Origin of the sequence: Pseudogemmatithrix spongiicola, from assembly GCF_030623445.1 — a bacterium.
Classification (GTDB): domain Bacteria; phylum Gemmatimonadota; class Gemmatimonadetes; order Gemmatimonadales; family Gemmatimonadaceae; genus Pseudogemmatithrix; species Pseudogemmatithrix spongiicola.
Window position 1 is genome coordinate 1234183 of sequence record NZ_CP130613.1, and the last position, 22912, is coordinate 1257094.

A 22912-nucleotide genomic window follows, 5' to 3' on the forward strand; every position below is an offset into this window, starting at 1 on the left:
ATGACGCGACGCAGCCTGCAACAGGAACTCAAGCAGTCCAAGCCCTTTGATACGCCTGCGGACGAGGCCGTGGTGGCGCTCATGCGCACCGCGGCCCTCGTCCGCCGGGCCATCGCGCGGCGCGTCGAACCCTATGGGATCTCGCTCGCGCAGTACAACGTGCTGCGCATCCTGCGCGGGGCGGGGGACACGGGCTTGCCGACGCTGGCGGTGCGCGACCGTCTCATCGAGGAAGCGCCGGGCATCACCCGCGTGATGGACAAACTCGAAGAAGCAGGACACGTCGCGCGGCGTCGCGCCCCAGGCGATCGGCGCGTCGTGCATTGCGTCATCACGGAGCAGGGCCTGCGCCTGCTCACGGCGATGGACACGCTCGTGAAGGAGACGGCGCGGTTGATCAGCGCCGGTCTTCCCGCGGAACGCGATCAGCAGGCGCTGATCGCGCTGCTGTCGGACGTCAGGGCCGGGCTGGACGAGACGCGCTGACCTCGCGCATTACGTAGATCTCGTCGCCTTCCATCACGGCGTCGACGGCATCCATACCCTCGACGACCACGCCGAACACCGTGTAGGCACCGACCAGGCGCGCATTGTCGCGCAGGTTGACGAACCACTGCAGGTCGCCGGTGGAGTGGCCGCGGGTGCTCATGCCCACCGTGCCACGCGGATGTGCCACGGTGCCGAGTTCGTCGACGATGAAGCGGCCGCTGCCGGAGTACTCGTTGTCGTGCGGGCTACCGCCCTGGATGACGAAGTTGGGCTCCACGCGATGCCAGGCCGTGCCGTTGTAGCGGCCGGCGCGCACGTGGGCGAGCACGCGGGCCGCCTGAATCGGCGCGAGGTCGCCGCGCAGCTCGACGGTGAAGCCGTTGCCCCCATGCAACCGCGACATCGTCACTTCGACCAGTCGACGGTCGCCGAGCGCGAGTGCAACGACATCCCAGGGTAGGGAGTCGGGCCGACCGGGTTGCCAGGCTTCGCGTGGGGGCTGCCCGAGGACGGCACGCAGCGCGTTGCGGATGTCGCGCTCGGAGGCCCAGTTCCGCTCCACGCGGCGCGCGAGCTCGACGGACGCCGCGTGCGTGGCCGCCGTGTCCGTGGTGCCCTTCAGTGCTTCCGCGGCGGCGAGTGCGACCTGCGGGGTGCTGAAGCCGAGGAACCGCAGGTAGCGCTGATCGGCCGCATGCCCGACGACGGACGAGAGGCCGCGGATGGCCGCCTCCCTCACGTTGCCGTCGCGGTCGCCGGCGAGCGAGGTCAGGAGGCTCGAGTCGCGCAACACCGTCGCCGCTCGCGCGGCGGCACGCCGGAGTCCTGGCTGTGCGTGCCGGGAGAATCTCTCCGCGATCGGCCGCGCCTCCTCCGGGGCGACGCGCGACAACGTCACGACCGCATCCGCGGCGAGCTGCCACGACGGCGCCGGCGGACGGCGGTTGGCCACATTCGTCGAGCCCTCACGCGCGATGGCGACGAGTCGCGTCCGGAGCGCGTCGTGTCCGACACAGCTTGCGCGCATGCCGCCGAGCACGATGGCCCGCTGGCGCACCTGCGCGGCGGAGTCCGCGAGCGCGGCCAGTAGCGGATCGCAGGCGCCGTCGCGACCGCCGAGGGCGCGATAGCGGCCGGCCCACTCCGGTTCCGCCCAGGTCGGGAAGGGACGCGCGGCATCCGGCTGCCCGAGCGTGCTCCGAGCGGCGAAGGTCGAGTCCCGAAGGCGGGCGCGGGCGCGACGGGCGATGTGGGCGATGCGGGCGTCCGGGTGCGCTTCTCCGCGGGAGAGCGCGATGGCCGTCGAATCGCGGCGGTCTTCCGCGCTGAGTATTTCGTAGAGCAGCAAGGAGTCCGCCCGACTCAGTGCCGGCGTCGGTGCCTGGGCGTCGAGGAGGGCCGGAGCCGTGAGCAGGGCCAGGGCGGGAACGAGCGCGGTCGCGAGCGGCGGGAGTCGCATGCGCTGATGCTACGCCTCCCGCGTGGCCGCGGAAACCCCCGGTCGGTAGAATTCCTTCCTATGCTGCTGCTCAAGTTTCTCCAAACCATGTTCAAGGCGCTGAACTCGGACGGCACGCCCGGCCAGGTCGGCATGGGCATGGCGATCGGGCTCTGCTTCGGGCTCACGCCGCTGGTCTCCCTGCACAACCTGCTCGTGCTCGCCGTGGCGATGCTCACGACCGTGTCCTTTCCCGGCGTGTTCCTCGGGTGGGCGCTCGCGACGCCGCTGGGATTCGCGCTCGATCCGCTCTTCGACCGCATCGGCATGGCGCTGCTCTCGCAGGAGAGTCTCGCGCCGTTCTTCACCTGGGTGGTGAACACGCCGGTCGTCGCGCTGTCGCGTCTCAACAACACCATCGTCCTCGGCAGCCTCGTCAGCTGGATGGTGGTGTTGCTGCCGAGCTTCTTCCTGTTCCGCGTGTTGGTGGATCGCTATCGCGCGCACGTGCTGGCCTACGTGCAGAAGTTCAAGATCGTGCAGGCAATCCAGGGCTCGAAGCTCTGGGACCTGTACCGCACGCTGTGGCCGTCCGCATGAGGTACATTCGCTGGAAGGCCCTGCTGCCCTTGAGCGTGCTGCTCGGGCTGATCGTCGTCTGGGGTGTGTTCTTCGCCGATTGGACGTTGAAGAAGCTCGTCGAGGCGGGCGGCACGGCGGCCGTCGGGGCCAAGGTGGAACTCGCCGATGCCAAGCTCGGCATTCTCGACGGCCACGTCACGCTCGAAGGCCTGCAGGTCACGAACCCCAACGCGCCGATGACCAACTTGGTCGAGGTCGAGGGCTTGGTCTTCGACGTCGGCATCCTGCCGGCGTTGGAAAAGAAGGTAGTGGTCGACACCGTGGCGGCGCGCGGCATCCGCTTCAACACGCCGCGGCAGGTGTCGGGCGCCCTGCCGCCGAAGGCTGCGGGCGAGGATGAGCCGGAGTCGTCGTCGCAGGTGATCGAGCGCTTCAAGAGCCAGATCAAGGTGCCGCCGCTAGAGCTCTCGACGCTCACCAAGTCGGTGGATGTCGGCGCGATCAGTGCCGACTCCCTGGCCACATTGCGCGCGGCACGCTACGTCGTGGCCTATGCAGACACGGCGCGCGACAAGCTGCTCGCCGACCTTCAGGCGGCGGATCCGAGGCCGACGCTCGACTCCGCCGAGGCGCTCGCGCGGCGCCTGCAGTCCGCGAACCTGCGGACGCTGGGGCTCGCCGGCGCGCGGCAGGCCGTCACCGACGTGCGGCGCACGCTGCGCGAACTCGGGCAGATCGACGATCGCCTGAAGGCCTTCGAAGCCGAGACGCGCGGCAACGCCGCCGGCCTGCAGGACAAGCTCGCGGCGATTCCCGCGGCGAAGACGGCCGACTACGCCTACGCCCGCTCGTTGCTCAAGCTGCCGAGCTTCGAGGTGCCGAGCATCGGGCCACAGTTGTTCAGCGATCTCATCGCCGAGCAGATGGGCGGCGTGCTGTACTGGGTGGACCGCGCCGAGGCGTACATCCCGCCAGGCCTGCAGCGGCGCACGCAACCGGGGCCACCGCGCGTGCGCGCGTCTGGCACGGACGTGTTGTTCCCCAAGGAGAATGTGTATCCGCAGTTCCTGATGCGGCTCGCGCAGCTCTCGCTCACGCTGGGCGGCGAGGGCGCGAGTGCGGGCAACTACGCCGCGAAGATCGTCGGGCTCACCTCGCAGCCGGCGGTGTATGGCGCACCCACGACCTTCGCCGTGTCGCGGACGGAGGGGCAGCGGGGGCCGTCGGATATCCGCATCGACGGGTTCTTCGATCATCGCCGTGCGCCCGTGCGCGACACGCTGGCCGCGCGCTTCGCCGGCATCACGTTGCCGGATTTCCCGTTGGGCGGGCTCGGCGGTCAGGTGATCTTGGGCACGGGTATCTCGCAGCTGGCCCTCGAACGCAACGGCGAGGAGCTGCGCGGCCGCTGGCTGTGGCGTGCGCCGAAGGTTACTTGGCAGCGCGACTCGACCCGGGCGCGGCCGACCGACGCGCGCGCCGCGATGGTCGAGGATGCGTTGTGGCGTGCGCTCGCGCGCATCGACTCCGTGGAAATCGATGCACAGATTCGCGGCACGCTACGTGCCCCGACCCTCGCGGTGCGCACCAACATCGCCGAAGCGGTGTCGAACGCCCTCAAGGCCCAGCTGAATGAAGAAGTCCGGCGCGCCGAGCAGCAGGTGCGGGCACGCGTGGACGAGCTGGTGGACCGTCAGGTGGCCGAGGCGCGTGCGAAAGCCGACGAGGCGCGTGCTCAGGTGATGGCGCGGCTCGACGCAGAGCGGGCGCGGCTGGAGGCGCAGAAGGCGGCGCTCGAGGCCCGGCTGCGCGAGTTGACGCGGATTCCCGGCATCGGCTAGTTAGAGCGCAGTCCGTCGTCTCCAACGGGGAGGTCGTCATGCTGTGGGCGCGAGCGATACTGGTGGCGGGTGTGATGGGCGCGATGGCGGCGCCGGCGCTGGACGCCCAGGCGCGACGACAGCCCCCGGCAGCCGCGGCGGCATCGGGCGTCAGCGGCACGTGGGAGATGGCGACGCCGGCTGGCGGGACGGTCACCCTCGTGCTGACGCAGCAGGGGCAGCGCGTGACGGGCACCTTGAGCGGCAACGGCCTGCAGTTCGAAGTCGAGGCGCAGCTCGGCGACGACGGCGGGTTCTATGGAACGGCGCGCGGCCGCGACGGAACGCTGTTCATCGGCGGAGAAGTGGACGGGGCGCAGCTCGGACTCGCGCTAGCCGAGATGACGGCGGCGGGGGTGCCGGACATGCGGACGGCGCAGGAGCTGCGTATGTCGCGCGCGGGGGCCGCGGGGGCCGCGGGGGCCGCGGGGGCCGCGGGAGCGGCGGGGGCGGCAGCGGCCGCGCCGTCAGCGGGTGCTGGCGCCGCAGGGTCAGGCAACGCAGGTGGCGGCAACGCGGGTGCGGTTGGCGGGTCCACCTCGCTCGCCGCGACGCCGCAGGACCAGCAGATCGCGCAGCTGCTCGTGTCGAGCCCGTGGTGCTGGATGCAATACTCGCAGATCTCGGGCGCCACGACGACCGAGCGCGTCGTCTTCGGGCGCGACGGCCGCGTCTCGCAGGGAACCGGCCGCGAGGCGGCGTCGAACAACCAGTACGGCTCGTACTACGGTCGCAGCTCCGGCGGCCAACAGGGATACTGGCGCGTCGAGAACGGCAACCTGATGCTGTCCGAGGACGGTCGGCAGTACGGCGGCACGCCGCTGCAGATCACGCGCAACAGCAACGGCTATCCGATCATCACGGCCAACGGCCGCGAATACAACCAGTGCAATTGAGAGGGCTTCGCTAGGATGGGTCTCGGACGTTCCATGCTCCTCGCCGCGGCGCGGAGCGATGCGCTGAACCGCTTTGCCACGCGCAGCGCCGCCGTGCGCCGTGCGACGCGCGCCTTCATGCCGGGGGAGTCGATGGACGACGGCCTCGCGGCGGGCGCGCGCATTGCGGCGACTGGCCGCCGGTTGCTCTATACGCGCCTCGGCGAGGCGCTCACGGACATCCGCGAGGCGGATGCGGTGCGCGATCACTACCTCGGCTTGTTCGACGCCATCAAGGCGCGCGGGCTCGATGCCGAGGTCAGCGTGAAGCCCACGCAGCTGGGCTTCGACCAGTCGTTGGAGAAGTGCCGCGAGCACTGCCTCGTGCTCGCCCGAAAGGCGGAGGAGACCGGCTCGGCGCTGTGGCTGGATATGGAAGACTCGACGACGGTGGACCGCACGATCGAGCTGTATCGGGCGATCCGCAGCGTGCATCGGCGCGCGGGCCTCGCCGTGCAGGCGTATCTCTACCGCACGCCGAAGGACGTCGAGGCGCTGATCGCCGTGACGCCGACGCTCCGGTTGGTGAAGGGCGCGTACGCAGAGCCGGCCAGTGTCGCCTTCCCGAAGAAGGCCGACACCGACCGCGCCTACGAGGCGATCGCCGGGCAGATGCTCGAGGCCGCCGCGCGCGGTGCCTGCCTGCCGATCTTCGGCACGCACGATGTCCCGTTGCTGCGCCGCATCATCGCGAAAGCCCGCGCGCTCGGCGTGCAGCCGAGGCAGTACGAGATCCACATGCTCTACGGCATCCGCGACGGCGAACAGCAGCGGCTCCGCGCCGAAGGCGAGACGATCGCGACGCTCATCTCCTACGGCGAGGCCTGGTACCGCTGGTACATGCGCCGGCTCGCGGAGCGGCCGGCGAACGTGGGCTTCGTCGTGCGCTCGATGTTCGGCTGACGGCCGCGCGCGCCGCTACGGAAACACGAAGGTGCGATAGCTGAGCTTGCGGTCGGCGACGGCCTTCACGATGTCCGTCGTCGTGATGATGCCGACGAGTCGGCCATCCTCGACGACCGGCAGGCGGTGGATGCGCTCCGCCTGCATCAGCTCCGCCGCACGGCTGGCTGGCGTCTCCGGCGACACGGTCGTCAGCGGACCGCGCGTCATCGCTTCCTCGACGGTGTGATCATCGAGGATCCCGTGCTCCATCCCCCCACTCACGGCCTCTGGGTCGGCGGGGAGCGCCGCGATGAACTCGAGCAGGTCACGCGCACTGACCATGCCCAGGGGCTTCCCGGCATGGACGACCGGCGCGCCGCTCACGTGTTCGGTGGCGAGGATTTCCGCCGCCTCGCGGATGCTGGTGTTGGGCGCGAGCGTGAGCAGCTCGCGCGTCATGAGATCCTTGACCTTGAGCATCGTTCCTCCTGAGGGCCTGTGTCTCAAGGTGCGGCGGGGACCGCCGCGCGGACATCGGGCAGGGGCAGGACGTGCTGTAGGGGATTCTCCGCCGTGGTGCTTGCGCGGCGAGGTTGGAGGATATTACCGTATCGGAGTACGCTCTTGAGGCGTCCATCCCCCAGCCCGAGGATTCGGAATGTCGCGGTCCCTCCCCGCCGTCCGTTCACCGCGTGGGCGCGCGCTTGCCGCCGTCACGCTCGTTGCGTCCCTCGCCGCCTGCGGCGGTGAGGCGCCGGCTCCCGCTGCGACCGCCGCCGGCGGATCCGCGGTCCAGTTCACGGAAGCCAACTGGAAGCCGAAGACGGAAGCCGATATCCCCAACGACTCGATGGGCGCGTCCGTTCGCCGCGGGCTCTACCTGCTGCGCTTCACGCCGGAGTCGCTGCCCCAGTACGCCACCTCGGGGCTGCGTTGCACCTCCTGCCACCAGAACGACGGCTTGAAGCTCGAGGCCGCGCCGCTGACCGGCTCGCATGCGCGCTTCCCCAAGTACATGCCGCGCACGGGGACGACGATCACGCTGGCCGATCGCGTCAACTACTGCTTCACGCGCTCGCTGGCTGGCAACGTGTTGCCGGTGGACAGCCGCGAGATGACGGACCTGCTCGCGTACATGCAGTTCATCTCGCAGGACGTGCCCACTGGGTACAAGCTTGCCGGCCATGACGGCCTGATCTCGATGCCCGATACGCTGGAGGGCGACGTGGCGCGCGGCCAGGCGCTCTACACCGAGAAGACCTGCGTGGCCTGCCACGGTGCGGACGGGGCGGGGATGGGCGTGCTGCCGCCGCTCTGGGGGGCGAGGTCGTATTCGATCGGCGCGTCGATGTCGCGCATCGAGCGCGCGGCGAGCTTCATCTACCACAACATGCCGCAGACGGCGCCCGGATCGCTGACGCACCAGGAGGCCTTCGATCTCGCGGCCTTCATCAACAGCAAGCCGCGTCCGGACTCGCCCTCGAAGGAGCTCGACTGGCCCTTGGGCGGTGTGCCGGCGGATGTGCCCTACGACACGCGCTCGGGGCACAAGGCGTATCGTCCGCCGCCGCTGCTTCCGCGCGCCACGCCGGAACGTGCCGTCGTCCCCGTGCCGCCGCGTGCGGCCAGCATCCGCGGCACGCGCTGAGCCGTGCATTCGTCGCACACCCCCATCACCAGGTGCCACGCATGACACGGAAACTCAGCCGTCGCGAGATGCTGGCCGGCACGGCGACCGCGCTCGGGGCCTCGGCGCTCGGGGCGACGGCGCTTGGTGCCGCCGGAGCCGACGCCGCGTCGACGGCCGCCGCACAGGACGCCGCCGTCACCGTGCCGGCGGATCCCACCAAGTTGCAGGGCTTGCCGACCTCGCCACTCGGCGCGCGCTCGCCGTTCGTGAAGCCGGTGCGCGGGCCGCAGACGGGCATGACCGTCGGAAGCTCGCTCACGCCGCTGCAGGACCTCACCGGCCCGATCACCCCGGCCGACCTGCACTTCGAGCGTCATCACGCGGGCATCCCGGTGATCGACCCGGCCAAGCATCGCTTGATGATCCACGGCCTCGTCGAGCGCGAGGTCGTCCTCACATTGGACGAGTTCAAGCGCCTGCCGCAGGTCACGCGCACGTATTTCATCGAGTGCTCGGGGAATGGCCGGAACGCCTTCCGCGATCCGAAGCCGGACATGACGGCGCAAAAGGTCGCCGGGATGATCTCGACCTCGGAATGGACCGGCGTCCCGCTGTCCACGTTGTTCCGCGAGGTGGGGGCGAAGCCCGAGGCGACATGGTTCCTCGCCGAAGGCGGCGACGCCTGCCTGATGACGCGCTCGGTGCCGATGGCGAAGGCCTGGGACGACGCGCTCGTCGTGTGGGCGCAGAACGGCGAGCCGCTGCGGCCGGCGCAGGGCTATCCGCTGCGCCTGGTGCTGCCCGGCTGGGAAGGCAACATCAACGTGAAGTGGCTGCGCCGCCTCGAGCTCGGCACGCGCCCGTGGCGCACGCGCTGGGAAACGGCCAAGTACACGGATCCGATGCCCGGCGGCAAGGCACGCGAGTTCACGTTCGAGAACGATGTGAAGTCGATCATCACGACGCCGTCTCATCCGGCGCGGATCGCGGCGCGCGGGTGGCACTCAGTGCAGGGCCTGGCGTGGAGCGGCCGCGGCCGCGTGACACGCGTCGAGGTGAGTGCGGACGGCGGGCGCAGCTGGCAGGATGCTGAGCTCATGGGACTCTCGCTGCCGAAGGCGGCCGTGCGCTTCCAGTGGATGTTCGAGTGGAAAGGCGGGGAGCACGTGCTCCTTTCGCGCGCCACGGACGAGGCGGGTTACGTGCAGCCGACGCGCGCGGCGCTGCTGGAGGCGCGCGGGCTGGGGACGGACTACCACTTCAACCAGATCGTGGGGTGGAAGGTCGCGCGCGATGGCGCGGTGACCTTCCATGGACTCACATGAAGCGTCTCGTGTGGGTCATCGCGCTGGCCGCGTGCGGCGGCGAGTCCGCTGTGCCGGCGGCTGCGCCGTCGGCGGAGTCGTCTCCCCCCGTGCGTGAGTATCGTGCCGGGCAGTTCGGGGTCGGCAGCGCCGCGACGACCGCGCAGCTCGCGGCGTGGAATACCGACATCGGTCCCGAGGGCGCCGAACTGCCCGACGGTCGCGGCAACGCCCGCGACGGGGCGCGCATCTACGCGCAGCAGTGCGCGGCCTGTCACGGCGCGGAAGGGCAGGGGCTGGAGCCGCTGTACCCGTTGCTCATCAGCCGCGACCCGCGCGGTGAGGGGTTCGACTTCGCCTCCGACCCCAAGATCCCGCGCAGCATCGGCAACTACTGGGCGCATGCGACCACGCTCTACGACTACATCCGGCGCGCGATGCCGCTGTACACGCCGGGATCCTTGAGCTCCGACGAGACCTATGCGGTGGTGGCGTACCTGCTCGCTGCCAACCGCGTGATTCCCGATACCGCGACGCTCGACGCCGCGGCGCTGCGCGCGGTGCAGATGCCGGCGCGCGACAAGTTCGTTCCCGATGACCGTTCTCCTTCGAGGCCCTGACATGACATCTCCCGTTCCCGCCACGCGCAGCGGCATGCCCGCGTGGGCATCGCTGGGCATCATCTTCGGTCTGGTCGGCGCCGCGAGCATCCTGCTCTTCGGCCCGATCGGTGTCTCGGGCACGTATCCGCGCCTGATCGGCGAAGCGGCGCGCGCCGTGGATCCCGCGTACGCCGCGTCGAATCCCTATCTCGTGAAGATGGGGTCGCTGTTCCGCGCTGAGACGTTCCTGGTGCTCGGGCTCGTCATCGGCGGCTTCCTCGGCGCGCGGCGTGACCGCGTGCCGGCGCCGAAGGTCGAGTTGCCGCATCCGGGGCATGAGACCAACGCGAAGCGCTACACGGAGGCCTTCCTTGCGGGCTTCCTGATTCTCTTCGGCGCGCGCTTGGCCGGCGGCTGCACCAGCGGGCTGATCATCTCCGGCATGACGCAGTTGAGCATCGCCGGCTTCGTCTTCGCGGCCGGCGTGTTCGCGACCGGCATCGGCACGGCGAAGTTCATGCAGGCCATCCGCATGGGAGGGAACTGACCATGGAGAACCTCTTCGGCCTCCTCGTCGGCATCGCGATGGGCTTCCTGATCCAGCGCGTCCGCGCCTCCAGCCCGGTCGTCATCCTGCAGAACCTGCGCCTGGAGAACCTCGGCATCATCAAGTTCATGGCGACGACCATCGCCGTGGGCATGATCACGGTGTACACGCTCAACCTGTTCATCCCGGACCTGCTGCACTTCGACATCAAGCCGACATACCTCGTCGGCGTGCTCGTCGGTGGCCTGATCTTCGGCGTCGGCTTCGGGCTCGGCGGCTATTGCCCCGGTACCTGCGTGGTGGGCATTGGCGAAGGCCGCCGCGACGCCTGGTTCGCGCTCGCCGGCGGTATCGTCGGCGCGCTGGTGTTCACGCTGGTCTACGAATCGCTGATCGCGCCGCTCGTCGCGCTGATGGACTTCGGCAAGATCACCGTGCAGGACGTGCTGCACGTGCCGGCGATCGCCGCGGCGCTGGTGATCGGGACGATCTTCCTCGTCGTCGTGAAGCTGCTGCCGACGCAGGTCAAGCGCGCGTGACCGCAAAGCGCGCCGCGGTGCGGCAGGCCACGCCTGAACTGCTCGAGCGCGTGGCCGGTCGCTTCCGCGCCCTCGCAGAGCCGGCGCGGCTCGCCGTCCTCCACGCCCTGGAGGACGGCGAGCGCACGGTGAGCGAACTCGTGGAGCTCACGGGGTTGGCGCAGGGCAACCTGAGCAAGCACCTGCAGCAACTGTACGCCGCAGGCTTCGTGACGCGGCGACGCGATGGGTTGTTCGTCCAGTACGCGCTTGCCGACGATGGCGTGCTGCAACTCTGCGCGCTGATGTGCGACCGGCTGGACGAGGACGTGGAAGCGGCGCGCGCGGTGCTAGCGGGGGCCAAGCGGCGCTAGGCGCGCCGTCGTTCAGCCCGGCGGAATCTGTCCCTGGACGCTGCCGATTGGCATCGCGTCCCAGAGCCCGCGGTCGCAGCGGAAGGCGATCTCGCGGGCAAGTGCGTAGATGCGGCCGGCGTCCGCGCTGTCCAACGGGGACGTGACCGGCGGTGTGCGACGGTCGGCCGTGACCGCGCGAAATCCGTCCTGAGCCTCACCGCCGGGCAGGAAGCGGACGCGCACGCTTTCGTGGGCGCCGGTCGTGCCCGCGCCGCGCCCGGCGTCCACCACGACATCCCGCGGCACGTAGTTGCGCTCCAGGGCGATCGTGATGGTGCGCTGCGATTCGATCAGCACGACGCGCCAGCGAATGCGCAGGCTGCCCTCGCGCGCGAACGGAAACAGTTCGCGCCCCGGATAACTCACGTCGCGCTGCTCGTCCGCCCGCTGACGCCGGCAGTCGAGGCGCTCGCCCTCCGCAGGCTCGAACAGGATGGGCGCGACAGGGACGATGGCGCGCGCCCCGCTCTGGGCTCGCGCCTCGGGCGACGTGAGCAAGAGCGCGAGGAGCACGCAGGGCGCGGACAGGCGGGCACGCATGCCTAGATACTACCCCGCTGGATTGCCTCGCGCCGCGCCAGCCGCGAGCTTCCGGCCATGGATCCCATCACGCACACGATGACCGGCGCGGTGCTCGCCCGCGCCGGGGGCGATCGCTACACGCCGCTGGCGACGGCCGCACTCATCCTCGGCGCCAACGCGCCGGATATCGACATCTACACGGTCTGGACAGAGTCCAGTTTCGGGAGCATCGCGTTCCGCCGCGGATGGACCCACGGCCCGATCTTCCTCGCGCTGCTGCCGGTGGTCATCACGGGGCTGCTCCTGTTCTGGGATCGCGCGGTGCGCCGCCGTCGCGACCCGTCGCTCGCACCGGTACGCCCAGGATGGCTCTTCGCACTGGCGCTGCTTGGGACGCTGTCCCACCCGCTGCTCGACTGGCTCAACACCTATGGCATCCGCTTCCTGATGCCATTCAGCGGCACGTGGTTCGCGGGCGACTCGGTGTTCATCATCGATCCGTACTGGTGGGCGTTGCTGGGGACGACGCTATGGTTGGCCAAGCGCGGCCGGCCGCTGCCGACGGTGCGGTTTGCCGCCGCGGTCGCGTTCGCGTATCCCGCGCTGCTCGTGGCGCTGAGCGCCGCCGGGCACCGCATCGCACGGGCCGAGGCGGTGGTGCAGGGCATCACCGATGTGACGGACATCGTCTACCAACCGCAGCCCGCGCGTCCGCTGGCCGCGGAGCTGATTGCGGTCACTCCGGAGGCGTATCACGTCGGGCACTTCACGTGGACCGGCCCGTTGCGCGCAGTCTTCGGCGACACCGCCATCGCGCGCGGGCCGTGGGACGATCCGCGGGTGCGCGGCGCCATGCAGGACCCCGACGTGCGCGACTACCTCGTGTGGGCGCGGTACGCGTGGGTCCGAATCGACACGACCGCCGCGGGCGTGCCCGCGGCGGTCGTGTTCGGCGATGCCCGGTTCCCGGAGGGTGGGCTCGCCGGGGGGCTCGGCGGGTTGCGCGTGCCTATTCCTGGAGGGTGATGTTCCCGTCGGCGCCGAGCACGTAGGTCTTCGTCACGACGCGCCCGTCCTTGTAGCGCGTCGCGAGCCGCGCGGTGTTCCAGTCGTGCGGGACGTGAATCGTGGTCGTTGCCACCGTCTCGCCGCCCTTCACTTCATCGATCGTCAGCGTCTTGCCATCGGACGTCGTGACGCCGCGCTGGATGAGCGTCGTTCCGTCAGCGCGCACGACGCGCGAGCTCGAGAACGGGTTCGATCCCGTCCAGAACTCGATGGTGTTCGCGAAAATCCCGTCGACGACCAACGCACCTCCGTAGACAGGTATCAGGAGATAGAAGATGATCTCTGGTACGAATCGCTGACTCGACACCCCTTTATTCACGGTGTACAGCTTCTGCGTGAGCCGGAAGGGGCCGAAGCACCCCGTCGACGCAACGAGCCCGGCGGCAACGGTGGCGAGCACAACACGGCGGCGCAACATGGCGAGACGCATGACGAGCTCCTGTTGAAGGGAAGTCCGACTGCGCCCCAACCTACGTCGCGGTGCGAGGTTTCCGCGAGGGCCGCGCGGGGACACGCCGGTCGGCGGCGCCGAGCGCGATCGTGAGAAGGATTCCGCACCAGGTCACGAGCCGGAGGAGCGCGCGCAGCGCGTCCCCCCAGTCGCCATCGACGACGCCGTCGCGAACCGCGGCGATCGCCGTCATTGGCGGCAGAATGAGCCCCAGCGCACCGCGAACGATCGTCGGCAGGCGCTCCCCGAGCAGCGGCACCGAGAACGTGAGAATCAGCACCAGCAGCATCGCCTCGGCCGTCTGCTGGATCCCCAGCGCGCCGAAGGCGAGGAGCAGCAGCGTCAGCACGATCGCGGTGAGTGCGAGGTGCGCGGCGAGCCCAAGCGTGCCGTGCCACGGCACACCCGGTCCCTGCAGGATACGACTGACGACGCTGATCACGAACGCCCATGTGCCGGCGAGTGCGAACAATGGCAGCGTGTTGGCCGCCCAGCGGGCCAGCGCCCAGTCAGCACCCGAGCCTCCTTGAAGCGCCAGCCACGGCTCGGCGTCATCGCTGCGGCCGGCGTCGCGCCCGAACATCACGGCCGCGAGCGTGACGCCGAGGTTCACGAGGACGTTCGCCTGCGTGCTCCACGCCATGTCCGCGCCGAGTCGCTCGAGCGGCACGCACAGGAACAGCGTGAGCGCCGCGAGAGCCAGCAGTCCGCCGCGGCCCGGTGCCTCGATGCGCCAGCGCGCGACGTGCCACTGCAGGGGCACCGTGCCCCGAGGCTTAGGCATGCGCATGGCCTGCCGTCGCGAGGAACACCGCCTCGAGCGAACTCCCGATGGCGAGCAGCGTGCTTGCCGATTCGCTGGCGACCACACGTCCCTCGTGCATCACCACGATCCACTCGGCGATGCGCTGGAGTTCGTCCAGATGGTGCGAGCTCACGACGATGAGCCGTCCGGGGCGCCGGGCGGCGAGCAAGCCGCTGCGAAGCGCGGTCATGGCGAGCGGGTCGAGGCCGTTCGTGGGCTCGTCGAGCAGGAGCAGGTCGGGATCTCCGATGAGCGCGGCGGCGAGTTCGACGCGGCGGCGTTGGCCGAGCGAGAGCGCGGCGAGCGGGCGCTCGCCGAGGTCCGAGATGCAGAGTGCGCGCCGGATCTCGCCTTCGCTGGCGGTCTCGGCCGGGGACCCGGCTGCGCGGCGCAGCCCGTCGAGAAATGCGTCGACCCGGAGATACTGCGGCAATCGCGCGCCGTCGGGAATGCTTCCGACGCCGACCGCGACGCGATGCGCGATGGCACTCCGGCCGCCCACGAGCACGCTGCCGGAACTCGGGGCGAGCATGCCGGCCATCACGCGCAGCAGCGTGGTCTTGCCGGCCCCGTTGGCCCCGACGAGACCGACGATGCCATCGCCCAGCGCGAGATCGACGCCACGGAGCGCGGCGGTGCCGTCGGCGAACACGACATGCAGATCCTGGCACACGAGTTGGTCATGAATCATGGCGGCGTCGACTCCACGGGCTGCGATGGCCGCGGCGTCATGCGGTCGATGACGTAGCGCGCGTCGTCTTCGCGCAGCCGGTACACACGTCCGCGCACCAGGAAGAGCTGTGCCGACTCGGCGGCGTCCCACAGTCGGCCGATGGGGCGTGCGTCACGGTCGAGCAGTTCGACGTGCATCGCATCGTCGAGGTCCCCGGTGAGCACGAGCAGGCGGCCGTCCTCGCTGGCGCTGAGGGCGCGGGCCGAGGGACCGTAATCGCCGACATCGAGGGCCCGACGCAGCGCCTCCGGCATCGTGGCCGACATCTCGCGCAGTCGCCGGCGGCTGCGTTCGGGCACGCGATACCTGGGATGGTCCGGACGGGCGGTGGAGTCGAGGCGATGCCCGTCCTTGCCGAGCGTGAACACCGTGCCGCGCAGCGCGTCGAGCAGGCGGAGCGTGTCGCGGAGAGCGGCGACCATGGGAATGCGAAACGCCGCGCCGGCCTCGCCCGCCGCGTGGCGGGCCAGCAGCGTGTCGATCGCCGTCGGCGCGACGCGCCAGATCCACCAGCCGGGACCATCGTCGCTGTGCAGGAATGCCGTGACCAGCACGGCACGGTCCAGGGCCGTGACGGCTGCGTATTGCGCGCCCTGTCGCGACGACGGCAGCACGACGCGGGCGATCCGCGTGCCGTCGGGCCGCCAGAAATCCACGCGGTGCTGGGGCGGATCGAGGACGGCGATGCCGTGGTCGGTCATGCCGATGCCGGCGCCGCGGGCGATGAACTCGGGCGCCCCCACGACGTCGCTGCCGAAGCGATGGACCAGCCGGCCAGCGACGAGCACCGACACGGCGTGGGGATGGGCGAGCACCAGCGTGTCGCCGCGGGCGTCGAGCGCGAGGATGCGCCCGCCCTCGAGCGCGTCGCCGTCGAGCGTTGCGACAGGCTCCCATTCGGTGGCGAGCGAGGCATCGAAGGGGGCGAGTCGCCCTCTCATGGTGGCGTCCGCTGCCGGGGCGGGACGCGTCAGGTACGACGCGCCCCACCCGACCAGCAGCAGGCCGCCCAGCGCGGGAAGGATGCGATGGACGGCGCCTCGCACTAGAACACCCGGACGGTGACGTTCACCCCGCCGCAGGCGAGGTACATCCCCGTGCAGACGATGCCGACGGCCACTTTCTCGAGCCAGTTGGAGTCGGCGAGTGCCCGGTCACAGTCCCGCGTGACGCGGTCGACGCAGTCTCCCACGGAGTCGGCCATCGCCGGGGATGCCGTGGAGAGGGAGAGGGTGAGAGCGCCGAGCGCGATCAACGTTGTCTTTCGCATGCTGCCTCCCGAGTTGGGGTGAGCCGCGAACCTACGGAGCACGGGCGCCGGAGCATCATCGAATCCTTGCCCGTGGCGTCATCGCAGCGTCATCGGCCGGCGAGTGCTCAGGCTTCGAACGCGCACGCGAGGTACTTGAGGGCGCAGAGGAACTCGACACCCATGTACTCGAAGAAGTTGTTCACATCATCGCGCGCGAGGTCGCACCAGATCGTGGTGAACTTGACGCAGTCGACGAACTCCTTCCAACCGTCCTCGGCCGCTGCGCTGCGTGGGGCGGCGGTGAGCAGGAGCAGGCCGGTGAGGACGGGGAGCATGAAGCGACGCATGGCAAACCTCCGGATGGGGTGAGCCGCGAAGCTGGTGTGGCGGCTGTCCGGAGCCGCCATCGGGGCATTGCGTAGGGAGGCATCGTCACCCGCGACGGTGCGCCGGGTCACATCGGACCCGCCGGTCCTACTCCTCAGGTACGTGACGGTACCGTCGGATTCGTGACACGGTATTGCCCCAGTCGGGTAAAGAGGCGCATATTCGCAAATCCTCACCCCACGAGGCAGTCTGATGGAGCATCCGGAGCTCGTCCTGGCATATCTCGACCCGATGTCCGGGTCGCTGATCCTGCAAGCCGTCATCGCCGGCGTATTGGGCGGCATCGTGACGATGAAGCGTGCCGGCCTGACCGTGCGCGACGCCTTTTCCCGGGCCTGGAAGCGCATCAAGGGATGACGCACGATCCCTCGCGGATCGGCAGTTCGTTCCGGGATCCGAGCGGCTTTCTCTTTCGCCGCGATGGGGTGCTCCTGCGCCAGGTGCAGGAGCGGTATCGCCCCCACTACGAGCAACTGAAGTCCAGCGGTCTCTATGCCGCCCTCACGGCGGAGGGGCTGCTCGTGCCGCACGAGGAGCGGCCCCTGCGCGAGGCGGCGGCCCCGGGGGCCGCCTTCGTCCTGCAGCCGGAACTGCTGCCGTTCATCTCGCTGCCTTATGAATGGTGCTTTGCGCAGCGGCAAGCGGCGGCACTGCTCACGCTGCGCGTGCAGGAGATGGCACTCGCGCACGGCATGACGCTCAAGGATGCCAGCGCCTTCAACGTGCAGTTCCGCGGCGTGCAGCCCGTGCTCATTGATACCCTCTCGTTCGAGCGCTACGACGAGGGCAGGCCGTGGGTGGCGTACCGACAGTTTTGCCAGCACTTCCTCGCGCCGCTGGTCCTGCAGGCCCGGCTCGACGTGCGGCTCGGCGCTCTGCTGCGGCAGTACCTCGACGGCATCCCGCTCGACCTGGCCTCGACGCTGCTCCCGCGGCGCAGCTGGATGAGCCCGGCGGTGCTCATGCACATTCATCTCCATGCCCAGAGCATCGCCAAGCACGCGGCCACGGAGGGCGCGCGCTCCGGCACCCGCCCGGGCGCAGCTCCCGCGACGGCGCGCGTCAGCAAGATCGGGTTGGAGGGGCTGCTCGCGTCGCTGAAGGGCGCCGTCTCGAGCCTCAGGTGGCAGGCGGGGACCGAATGGGGCGCGTACGAGGAGACGCACAACTATGACGCGGCCGGTCGGGCGTCGAAGCAGGGGCTCGTCGCCGACTTCGTGCGTGCGGCCAACGCCCAGCGCGTGATCGACCTCGGCGCCAACGCCGGCGAGTATTCCCGCGTGGCCCGCGATGCCGGCGCGACGCTGGTGGTGGCGGCCGACGGCGACCCGATGGCCGTGGAGCGCGGGTTCCGTCGCCTGCGCGAGGCCGGCGAGTCCGGCGTGCATCCGTTGCTGGTCGACCTGACGAATCCCGCCCCTGCGCAAGGCTGGGATCACGCGGAGTGGCCCGCGCTGGCGGAGCGCGGACCGTTCGACGCGGTGCTCGCCTTGGCGCTCGTGCATCACCTGGCGATCGGCAACAACGTACCGCTCGGTGGCGTGGCGCAGTTGTTGGCACACCTTGGCACGCAGGTGATCATCGAGTGGGTGCCGAAGCCGGACCCGCAAGTGCAACGGCTGCTCTCGGCGCGCGAGGACATTTTCGACGGCTATACGGAGGAAGGCCTCGTCGCCGCGTTCGCCGCGGTGGGCCTGCACCCGCGCCAGCGAGTGGCGGTGGGGACGTCGGGGCGCACGCTCTTCCGGTTCGCCGCGTGAACACGCCACGCCTGCCCCTGCCGCGCGGGCGTGACCTGCTGATCGGCCTCTCGCTGGCCAACCTCTGGTTCATCCGGCTCTGGGGCGAGGTCCTCGCCGTGGCGGGGCCCGATGCGTACTTCAGCAGCATCCACAACGCGGACATCTACGCGTTGATGCTGAACGTGGCGCTGCTCGGGGGCGCGCTCGCGTTCGGCGCGACGTGGCTGCGCCGGCGCGGCGCCATCGGCCGCCGTGTGATGGTGACGGGATTCACCGTCGTGCTGCTTGCGCAGCTCAACCATCTCGGACCGGAGCTGAACCCCGGGGTGCTCTCGCTAGTGGACCTCTGGAAGAGCGGCAAGCACCTCGACGTCATCCTGCCGCTCGTCGTGGTGGTGACTCTGGTGACCGCCTGCGTGCGCTGGCCGCAGCGCGCCCTGCGCCTCGCGGTGGGCTTCGTGCTGGTGCTTTCGCCGTTCGTCGCAGTGACCTTCGGTCGCGCCGCGCTGATCCTGCTGCAGGTCAATCCCAGCGAGGCGTTGGCGTCGAAGGCTCCATCGGTCGATGCAGACGTGCCGCGGCGCGCGGGACCGCGCGTCGTGCTGGTGGTCATGGACGCGATGGGACGGCGGCACGCCATCGACGCACGGCCGGATTCCATCGAGATGCCGGCCTTGGACCGCCTGCGCGCCGAGGGGCTCGATGCCACGCAGGTGACGCAGATCGGGCGGCAGACGAAGATCTCCGTGCCGGGCATGCTGAGCGGCCTGGAGGTGGAGGCATCGGAGCCGGAGGGTGCGGACGAGTTGATCCTGACGCTCGAGGACGGCCGTACCGTGCCGTGGAGCGAGACGGACAACCTGATCGACGAGGCGCAGTCGCTTGGTGGCGTGGGCGTGATCGCCGGCTGGTATCACCCGTATTGCCGCATCTTCGAGCACTCCGACGCCTGCGAGACGTATCCGGCTCGCACGGTGGGCTCGCGGGCCCGCGACACGGGATTCTGGCGCGCGGTCGCCGAGCAGCAGTTGGCGCTGGTGCCGTACCTGAGCCTATGGCTGCGCCAGGTCGAGATCGTCGAGACGCAGCGCGAAGACCTCGCCCAGGCCGCGGTGCTCGGCGAGCGCGGCTTCGTGTTCCTGCACGTGATCGCACCGCACACGCCGTGGATCTGGGACCATGAGGAGCAGGACTACACGCTCACCGAGTTCAGTCCCGACGGCATGTTCTTCAATCTGGAGCTCGCCGACGTCATGCTCGGCGAGATCCGGGAGGCGATGGAGCGCGCGGGGCAGTGGGACAGCACCGCCGTCATCGTGACGTCCGACCACGTGGCGCAGTATCGGCCGCGCTGGATCGAAGAGCCGGAAGACACGCGCGTGCCGTTCATCGTGAAGCTGGCGGGCGCGCGCGGCGGCCTGTCGTATGCGCGCGCCCTGGATGGCATCGTCGTGCACGAACTCGCATCCGCGCTCCTCCGCGACGAGATCCCGGACTACGCGAGCCTCGTGGCGTGGCTCGACGCGCACGCCGCGCCCCGAGACAGCACTCAGTAGCCGAGCCCGAGCCGGAACTCGACGCGATTCGCATCGCGCGCGGCGTCTTCCTGATACTGCGTGACGCCGAGGCCAAGGCGCGCCAAGCGCCCGAGTCGGAACGTGACGCCGGCCGAGAGATAGCCGAACTGCTCGCCGTCGAGTCCGGGATAGTAGAACGTGTCGCCGTTGTCGAGCAGCATCGACGCGTCCATCGTCGAACTCCCGGCGCCCATCCAGAAGCCCATCGACTTGTCGAAATGGAAGACGGCTTCGACGCCGACATCCGCCATGCCGATGGTGACGCTCCGCGTCGCGCTGTTCGGCTTCTGCGAGTAGTCCGCCGTCCACATCTGGTAGCTGATGTGCGGCCCGACGAGCAGCACGAGCTCGTCCCAGCGCCAGCCGAGCCCCAGCATCCCGCCGAAACCGACGCCGAACTTGGGATCGTCGTCCGCCCCGATGTCCGGCCACACCTGCGGCGTGAGGTACAGGTTATAGCCGAGGAAGAATGCCGAACCCGAGGCATCCGTCGAGGGTTGGGGCTTGTCGGGGCCGGGCTTGTCTTGGGCCCCGAGCGTGCCTGCCGCGAATCCCACTGCGGCAAGCAGCATCAGCACGCGTCGCATACGGACCTCCATCGGGAGGTAAGGGTGACCGAAGGTTGGGCACGCCGCCGCCGCATCGCATTCAGGCAATGCTGGAGTTCATGTCAGTGATTCGCTGGTTGTTCGCGGCGTCTCCCTTGTCGCGGAATCCCTGCAACCGCACTCGGAATTGCGGTCGCTTTGTGTGCGGAATTCGGGTGGAAGCCGGAAACCTGAACGCGGTCTCGCGGGTTCGTCCTACGTTGCTCAACACGCAGGCTTTTCACTGCAATCCCGATCTTTGGAGACCGTGATGTCCGATAGCGCGAAGTCCGGGGGCAAGTGCCCCGTGATGCATGGCAGCCCCAGCGCCGTGAAGGCCGGTGGGCGCTCGAACCGCGACTGGTGGCCCAACCAGCTCAACATCGGGATCCTGCACCAGAACCCGCCCGCCGGCGATCCGATGGGCGCGGCGTTCGACTACGCCAAGGAGTTTGCGACGCTCGACCTCGACGCCGTGGTCGCCGATCTCAAGGCGCTGATGACGGACTCGCAGGACTGGTGGCCGGCCGACTACGGCCACTACGGCCCGCTGATGATCCGCATGGCCTGGCATTCGGCGGGCACCTACCGCACGGCCGACGGCCGCGGTGGCGCGGGCAACGGCACGCAGCGCTTTGCGCCGCTCAACTCGTGGCCGGACAACGGCAACCTCGACAAGGCCCGCCGCCTGCTGTGGCCGATTAAGCAGAAGTACGGCAAGAAGCTCTCCTGGGCGGATCTCATGATCCTCGCCGGCAACGTCGCGCTGGAGTCGATGGGCTTCAAGACCTTCGGCTTCGCCGGCGGTCGTGCGGACGTGTGGGAGCCCGAGCAGGACATCTATTGGGGCCCAGAGGCGGACATGCTGGGCGACAAGCGCTACTCCGGGGACCGTGAGCTCGAGAACCCGCTCGCCGCGGTGCAGATGGGTCTCATCTACGTGAATCCCGAAGGCCCGAACGGCAAGCCGGATCCGCTGGCCTCGGCGCGCGACATCCGTGAGACCTTCCGCCGCATGGCGATGAACGACGAAGAGACCGTCGCGCTCACCGCCGGCGGCCACACCTTTGGCAAGATGCACGGCGCGGGCGATCCGGCGCTCGTGGGCAAGGAGCCGGAAGGCGCGTCGATGGAAGAGCAGGGACTCGGCTGGAAGAACGCCCTCGGCACGGGCAAGGGCGAGTTCACCACGACCTCGGGCCTCGAGGGCGCATGGACGCCGACGCCGACGCAGTGGGACAACAGCTACTTCGAGACGCTGTTCAAGTGGGAGTGGGAGCTGGTGAAGTCGCCGGCTGGCGCTTGGATCTGGGAGCCGAAGGACAAGGAGGCCGCCCGCACCGTGCCCGACGCGCACGTGAAGGGCAAGTTCGTGCTGCCGGCGATGTCCACGGCCGACATGGCGATGCGTGAGGATCCGGCGTATCGCAAGATCTCCGAGCGCTTCCATAAGCACCCCGAGCAACTGGCCGACGCCTTCGCGCGCGCCTGGTTCAAGCTCACGCACCGCGACATGGGTCCGCGCGCGCGCTACCTCGGCAAGCTGGTGCCGAGCGAAGTGCTGAGCTGGCAGGATCCGGTGCCCGCCGTGGATCACCCGCTCGTGGACGCCAAGGACATCGCGGCCCTCAAGGCCACGCTGCTCAAGAGCGGCCTGAGCATCAGCGAGCTGGTGAGCACCGCATGGGCCTCGGCGTCGACGTTCCGTGGCAGCGACAAGCGCGGCGGTGCCAACGGCGCCCGCATCCGCCTCGCGCCGCAGAAGGATTGGGAAGTCAACGAGCCGCGCCAGCTGACGCGCGTGCTCGCCGTGCTCGAGAAGATCCAGGCCGAGTTCAACGCCGCGCAGAAGGGCGGCAAGAAGGTGTCCCTGGCCGACCTGATCGTGCTGGGCGGCGTCGCCGCCATCGAGGAAGCGGCGCGCAAGGGCGGTCTCAACATCACCGTGCCGTTCACGCCGGGCCGCAGCGATGCCACGCAGGAGCAGACGGACGTCGAGAGCTTCGCCTGGCTGGAGCCGCAGGCCGACGGCTTCCGCAACTGGCAGAAGACGCGCTTCAGCGTCAGCGCCGAGGAGATGCTGCTCGACAAGGCGCAGCTGCTCACGCTCACCGCGCCGGAGATGACGGCGTTGGTCGGTGGTCTCCGCGTGCTCGGTGCCAACCACGGCGGCAGCAAGCACGGCGTGCTCACCACGCGTCCCGAGACGCTCACGAATGATTTCTTCGTGAACCTCCTCGACATGGGCGTGGAGTGGAAGTCCGTGTCTGAGGCGCAGGAGCTGTTCGAGGCCCGCGATCGCAAGACGGGCGCCGTGAAGTGGACGGGGACGCGCAACGACCTCGTGTTCGGCTCGCACTCGCAGCTGCGTGCGCTGGCCGAAGCCTTTGCGGAGTCGGATGCGCAGGAGCGCTTCGCCAAGACCTTTGTGGCCGCGTGGACAAAGGTGATGGACGCCGATCGCTTCGATCTCGCGAAGTAAGCGAAGCGGGGAACGTGACGAGGGCCGCCTCCGTGATGCGGGGGCGGCCCTCGTCACGTTCTGGGATGCCGTTCAGCTCT

At 69.6% G+C, this 22912-nt stretch carries 26 protein-coding genes; 16 read left to right on the forward strand and 10 right to left on the reverse strand.

The genetic code is table 11. The features are described 5' to 3' along the window. Positions 1-486 carry a MarR family winged helix-turn-helix transcriptional regulator gene (locus tag Strain318_RS05560; RefSeq protein WP_367887525.1) on the forward strand — a complete coding sequence of 162 codons (486 nt, stop codon included), beginning with the start codon at positions 1-3 and terminating at the stop codon, positions 484-486. Here the strand turns inward: Strain318_RS05560 and Strain318_RS05565 are convergent. Next, positions 458-1948 carry a peptidylprolyl isomerase gene (locus Strain318_RS05565; protein WP_367887526.1) on the reverse strand — a complete coding sequence of 497 codons (1491 nt, stop codon included), beginning with the start codon at positions 1946-1948 and terminating at the stop codon, positions 458-460. The two genes, Strain318_RS05560 and Strain318_RS05565, sit on opposite strands and share 29 nt — an antisense overlap. 60 nt (positions 1949-2008) lie before the next feature. On the opposite strand from Strain318_RS05565, the gene Strain318_RS05570 reads away from it, so the two are divergent. Genes Strain318_RS05570 through Strain318_RS05585 form a run of 4 tightly spaced genes read left to right on the forward strand, consistent with a single transcriptional unit; the run spans position 2009 to position 6227 of the window. After that, positions 2009-2527 (forward strand): TIGR03546 family protein, encoded by a 519-nt coding sequence (locus Strain318_RS05570; RefSeq protein ID WP_367887527.1) that lies wholly within the window; start codon positions 2009-2011, stop codon positions 2525-2527. Beyond that, the gene (locus tag Strain318_RS05575; RefSeq protein WP_367887528.1) at positions 2524-4350 is read left to right on the forward strand and encodes a TIGR03545 family protein; all 1827 of its coding nucleotides are present in this window, start codon (positions 2524-2526) and stop codon (positions 4348-4350) included. The genes Strain318_RS05570 and Strain318_RS05575 overlap by 4 nt, the downstream gene beginning before the upstream one ends. 38 nt (positions 4351-4388) lie before the next feature. Then, on the forward strand, positions 4389-5285 hold the full coding sequence (locus Strain318_RS05580) for a hypothetical protein (RefSeq protein WP_367887529.1): 897 nt from the start codon (positions 4389-4391) through the stop codon (positions 5283-5285). 33 nt (positions 5286-5318) lie between these two features. After that, positions 5319-6227 (forward strand): proline dehydrogenase family protein, encoded by a 909-nt coding sequence (locus Strain318_RS05585; RefSeq protein WP_367887530.1) that lies wholly within the window; start codon positions 5319-5321, stop codon positions 6225-6227. 15 nt (positions 6228-6242) lie between these two features. Here Strain318_RS05585 and Strain318_RS05590 read toward each other — a convergent pair whose 3' ends face one another. Beyond that, on the reverse strand, positions 6243-6689 hold the full coding sequence (locus Strain318_RS05590; protein WP_367887531.1) for a CBS domain-containing protein: 447 nt from the start codon (positions 6687-6689) through the stop codon (positions 6243-6245). A 178-nt stretch (positions 6690-6867) separates the two neighbouring features. Here Strain318_RS05590 and Strain318_RS05595 point away from each other — a divergent pair, with 178 nt between their 5' ends. The 6 genes from Strain318_RS05595 to Strain318_RS05620 are packed head-to-tail and all read left to right on the forward strand — an operon-like array spanning position 6868 to position 11184. After that, on the forward strand, positions 6868-7857 hold the full coding sequence (locus Strain318_RS05595; protein WP_367887532.1) for a c-type cytochrome: 990 nt from the start codon (positions 6868-6870) through the stop codon (positions 7855-7857). A gap of 41 nt (positions 7858-7898) precedes the next feature. After that, positions 7899-9164, forward strand: coding sequence for a sulfite dehydrogenase (gene soxC, locus Strain318_RS05600; protein ID WP_367887533.1), 1266 nt, complete (start codon positions 7899-7901; stop codon positions 9162-9164). Continuing rightward, on the forward strand, positions 9161-9763 hold the full coding sequence (locus Strain318_RS05605; RefSeq protein ID WP_367887534.1) for a c-type cytochrome: 603 nt from the start codon (positions 9161-9163) through the stop codon (positions 9761-9763). Before soxC ends, Strain318_RS05605 begins: the two co-directional genes overlap by 4 nt. Before the next feature lies 1 nt (position 9764). Beyond that, the gene (locus Strain318_RS05610) at positions 9765-10292 is read left to right on the forward strand and encodes a YeeE/YedE thiosulfate transporter family protein (RefSeq protein ID WP_367887535.1); all 528 of its coding nucleotides are present in this window, start codon (positions 9765-9767) and stop codon (positions 10290-10292) included. 2 nt (positions 10293-10294) lie between these two features. Beyond that, positions 10295-10831 carry a YeeE/YedE thiosulfate transporter family protein gene (locus Strain318_RS05615; RefSeq protein WP_367887536.1) on the forward strand — a complete coding sequence of 179 codons (537 nt, stop codon included), beginning with the start codon at positions 10295-10297 and terminating at the stop codon, positions 10829-10831. Beyond that, positions 10828-11184 (forward strand): ArsR/SmtB family transcription factor, encoded by a 357-nt coding sequence (locus Strain318_RS05620; protein ID WP_367887537.1) that lies wholly within the window; start codon positions 10828-10830, stop codon positions 11182-11184. Before Strain318_RS05615 ends, Strain318_RS05620 begins: the two co-directional genes overlap by 4 nt. Before the next feature lie 12 nt (positions 11185-11196). Here the strand turns inward: Strain318_RS05620 and Strain318_RS05625 are convergent, their stop codons facing one another. Then, positions 11197-11766: a hypothetical protein gene (locus Strain318_RS05625; RefSeq protein WP_367887538.1), complete on the reverse strand. Its 570-nt coding sequence runs from the start codon at positions 11764-11766 to the stop codon at positions 11197-11199. Positions 11767-11823: 57 nt separating this feature from the next. Here Strain318_RS05625 and Strain318_RS05630 point away from each other — a divergent pair, with 57 nt between their 5' ends. Continuing rightward, a complete protein-coding gene (locus tag Strain318_RS05630) occupies positions 11824-12774 on the forward strand; it encodes a metal-dependent hydrolase (RefSeq protein WP_367887539.1) in 951 nt (316 codons plus the stop codon). Here Strain318_RS05630 and Strain318_RS05635 read toward each other — a convergent pair. The 6 genes from Strain318_RS05635 to Strain318_RS05660 all read right to left on the reverse strand — a co-directional run bounded on the left by Strain318_RS05635 (position 12758) and on the right by Strain318_RS05660 (position 16404). Then, positions 12758-13246 (reverse strand): DUF3332 family protein, encoded by a 489-nt coding sequence (locus Strain318_RS05635; protein ID WP_367887540.1) that lies wholly within the window; start codon positions 13244-13246, stop codon positions 12758-12760. The genes Strain318_RS05630 and Strain318_RS05635 overlap by 17 nt on opposite strands. A 40-nt stretch (positions 13247-13286) precedes the next feature. Beyond that, complete coding sequence (locus tag Strain318_RS05640; protein ID WP_367887541.1) at positions 13287-14051, reverse strand: hypothetical protein; 765 nt, start codon at positions 14049-14051, stop codon at positions 13287-13289. Continuing rightward, positions 14044-14763 carry an ABC transporter ATP-binding protein gene (locus Strain318_RS05645; protein ID WP_367887542.1) on the reverse strand — a complete coding sequence of 240 codons (720 nt, stop codon included), beginning with the start codon at positions 14761-14763 and terminating at the stop codon, positions 14044-14046. The genes Strain318_RS05640 and Strain318_RS05645 overlap by 8 nt, the downstream gene beginning before the upstream one ends. Then, positions 14760-15851 (reverse strand): hypothetical protein, encoded by a 1092-nt coding sequence (locus tag Strain318_RS05650; protein WP_367887543.1) that lies wholly within the window; start codon positions 15849-15851, stop codon positions 14760-14762. The genes Strain318_RS05645 and Strain318_RS05650 overlap by 4 nt, the downstream gene beginning before the upstream one ends. Further along, positions 15851-16075: a hypothetical protein gene (locus Strain318_RS05655; RefSeq protein ID WP_367887544.1), complete on the reverse strand. Its 225-nt coding sequence runs from the start codon at positions 16073-16075 to the stop codon at positions 15851-15853. The genes Strain318_RS05650 and Strain318_RS05655 overlap by 1 nt, the downstream gene beginning before the upstream one ends. A gap of 107 nt (positions 16076-16182) precedes the next feature. Then, the gene (locus Strain318_RS05660) at positions 16183-16404 is read right to left on the reverse strand and encodes a hypothetical protein (RefSeq protein WP_367887545.1); all 222 of its coding nucleotides are present in this window, start codon (positions 16402-16404) and stop codon (positions 16183-16185) included. 232 nt (positions 16405-16636) lie between these two features. Between Strain318_RS05660 and Strain318_RS05665 the strand changes: the two genes are divergently transcribed. The 3 genes from Strain318_RS05665 to Strain318_RS05675 are packed head-to-tail and all read left to right on the forward strand — an operon-like array spanning position 16637 to position 19742. Beyond that, entirely contained in the window at positions 16637-16801 is a 165-nt protein-coding gene (locus Strain318_RS05665; RefSeq protein ID WP_367887546.1) for a hypothetical protein, read from the forward strand. Continuing rightward, positions 16798-18204, forward strand: coding sequence for a class I SAM-dependent methyltransferase (locus Strain318_RS05670; RefSeq protein ID WP_367887547.1), 1407 nt, complete (start codon positions 16798-16800; stop codon positions 18202-18204). Before Strain318_RS05665 ends, Strain318_RS05670 begins: the two co-directional genes overlap by 4 nt. Then, positions 18201-19742: a sulfatase-like hydrolase/transferase gene (locus Strain318_RS05675; protein WP_367887548.1), complete on the forward strand. Its 1542-nt coding sequence runs from the start codon at positions 18201-18203 to the stop codon at positions 19740-19742. Before Strain318_RS05670 ends, Strain318_RS05675 begins: the two co-directional genes overlap by 4 nt. On the opposite strand, the gene Strain318_RS05680 is transcribed toward Strain318_RS05675, so the two are convergent. Next, the gene (locus tag Strain318_RS05680; RefSeq protein WP_367887549.1) at positions 19736-20350 is read right to left on the reverse strand and encodes a hypothetical protein; all 615 of its coding nucleotides are present in this window, start codon (positions 20348-20350) and stop codon (positions 19736-19738) included. The genes Strain318_RS05675 and Strain318_RS05680 overlap by 7 nt on opposite strands. 271 nt (positions 20351-20621) lie before the next feature. On the opposite strand from Strain318_RS05680, the gene katG reads away from it, so the two are divergent. After that, a complete protein-coding gene (gene katG, locus Strain318_RS05685; protein ID WP_367887550.1) occupies positions 20622-22832 on the forward strand; it encodes a catalase/peroxidase HPI in 2211 nt (736 codons plus the stop codon). Positions 22833-22912: the final 80 nt, after the last annotated feature.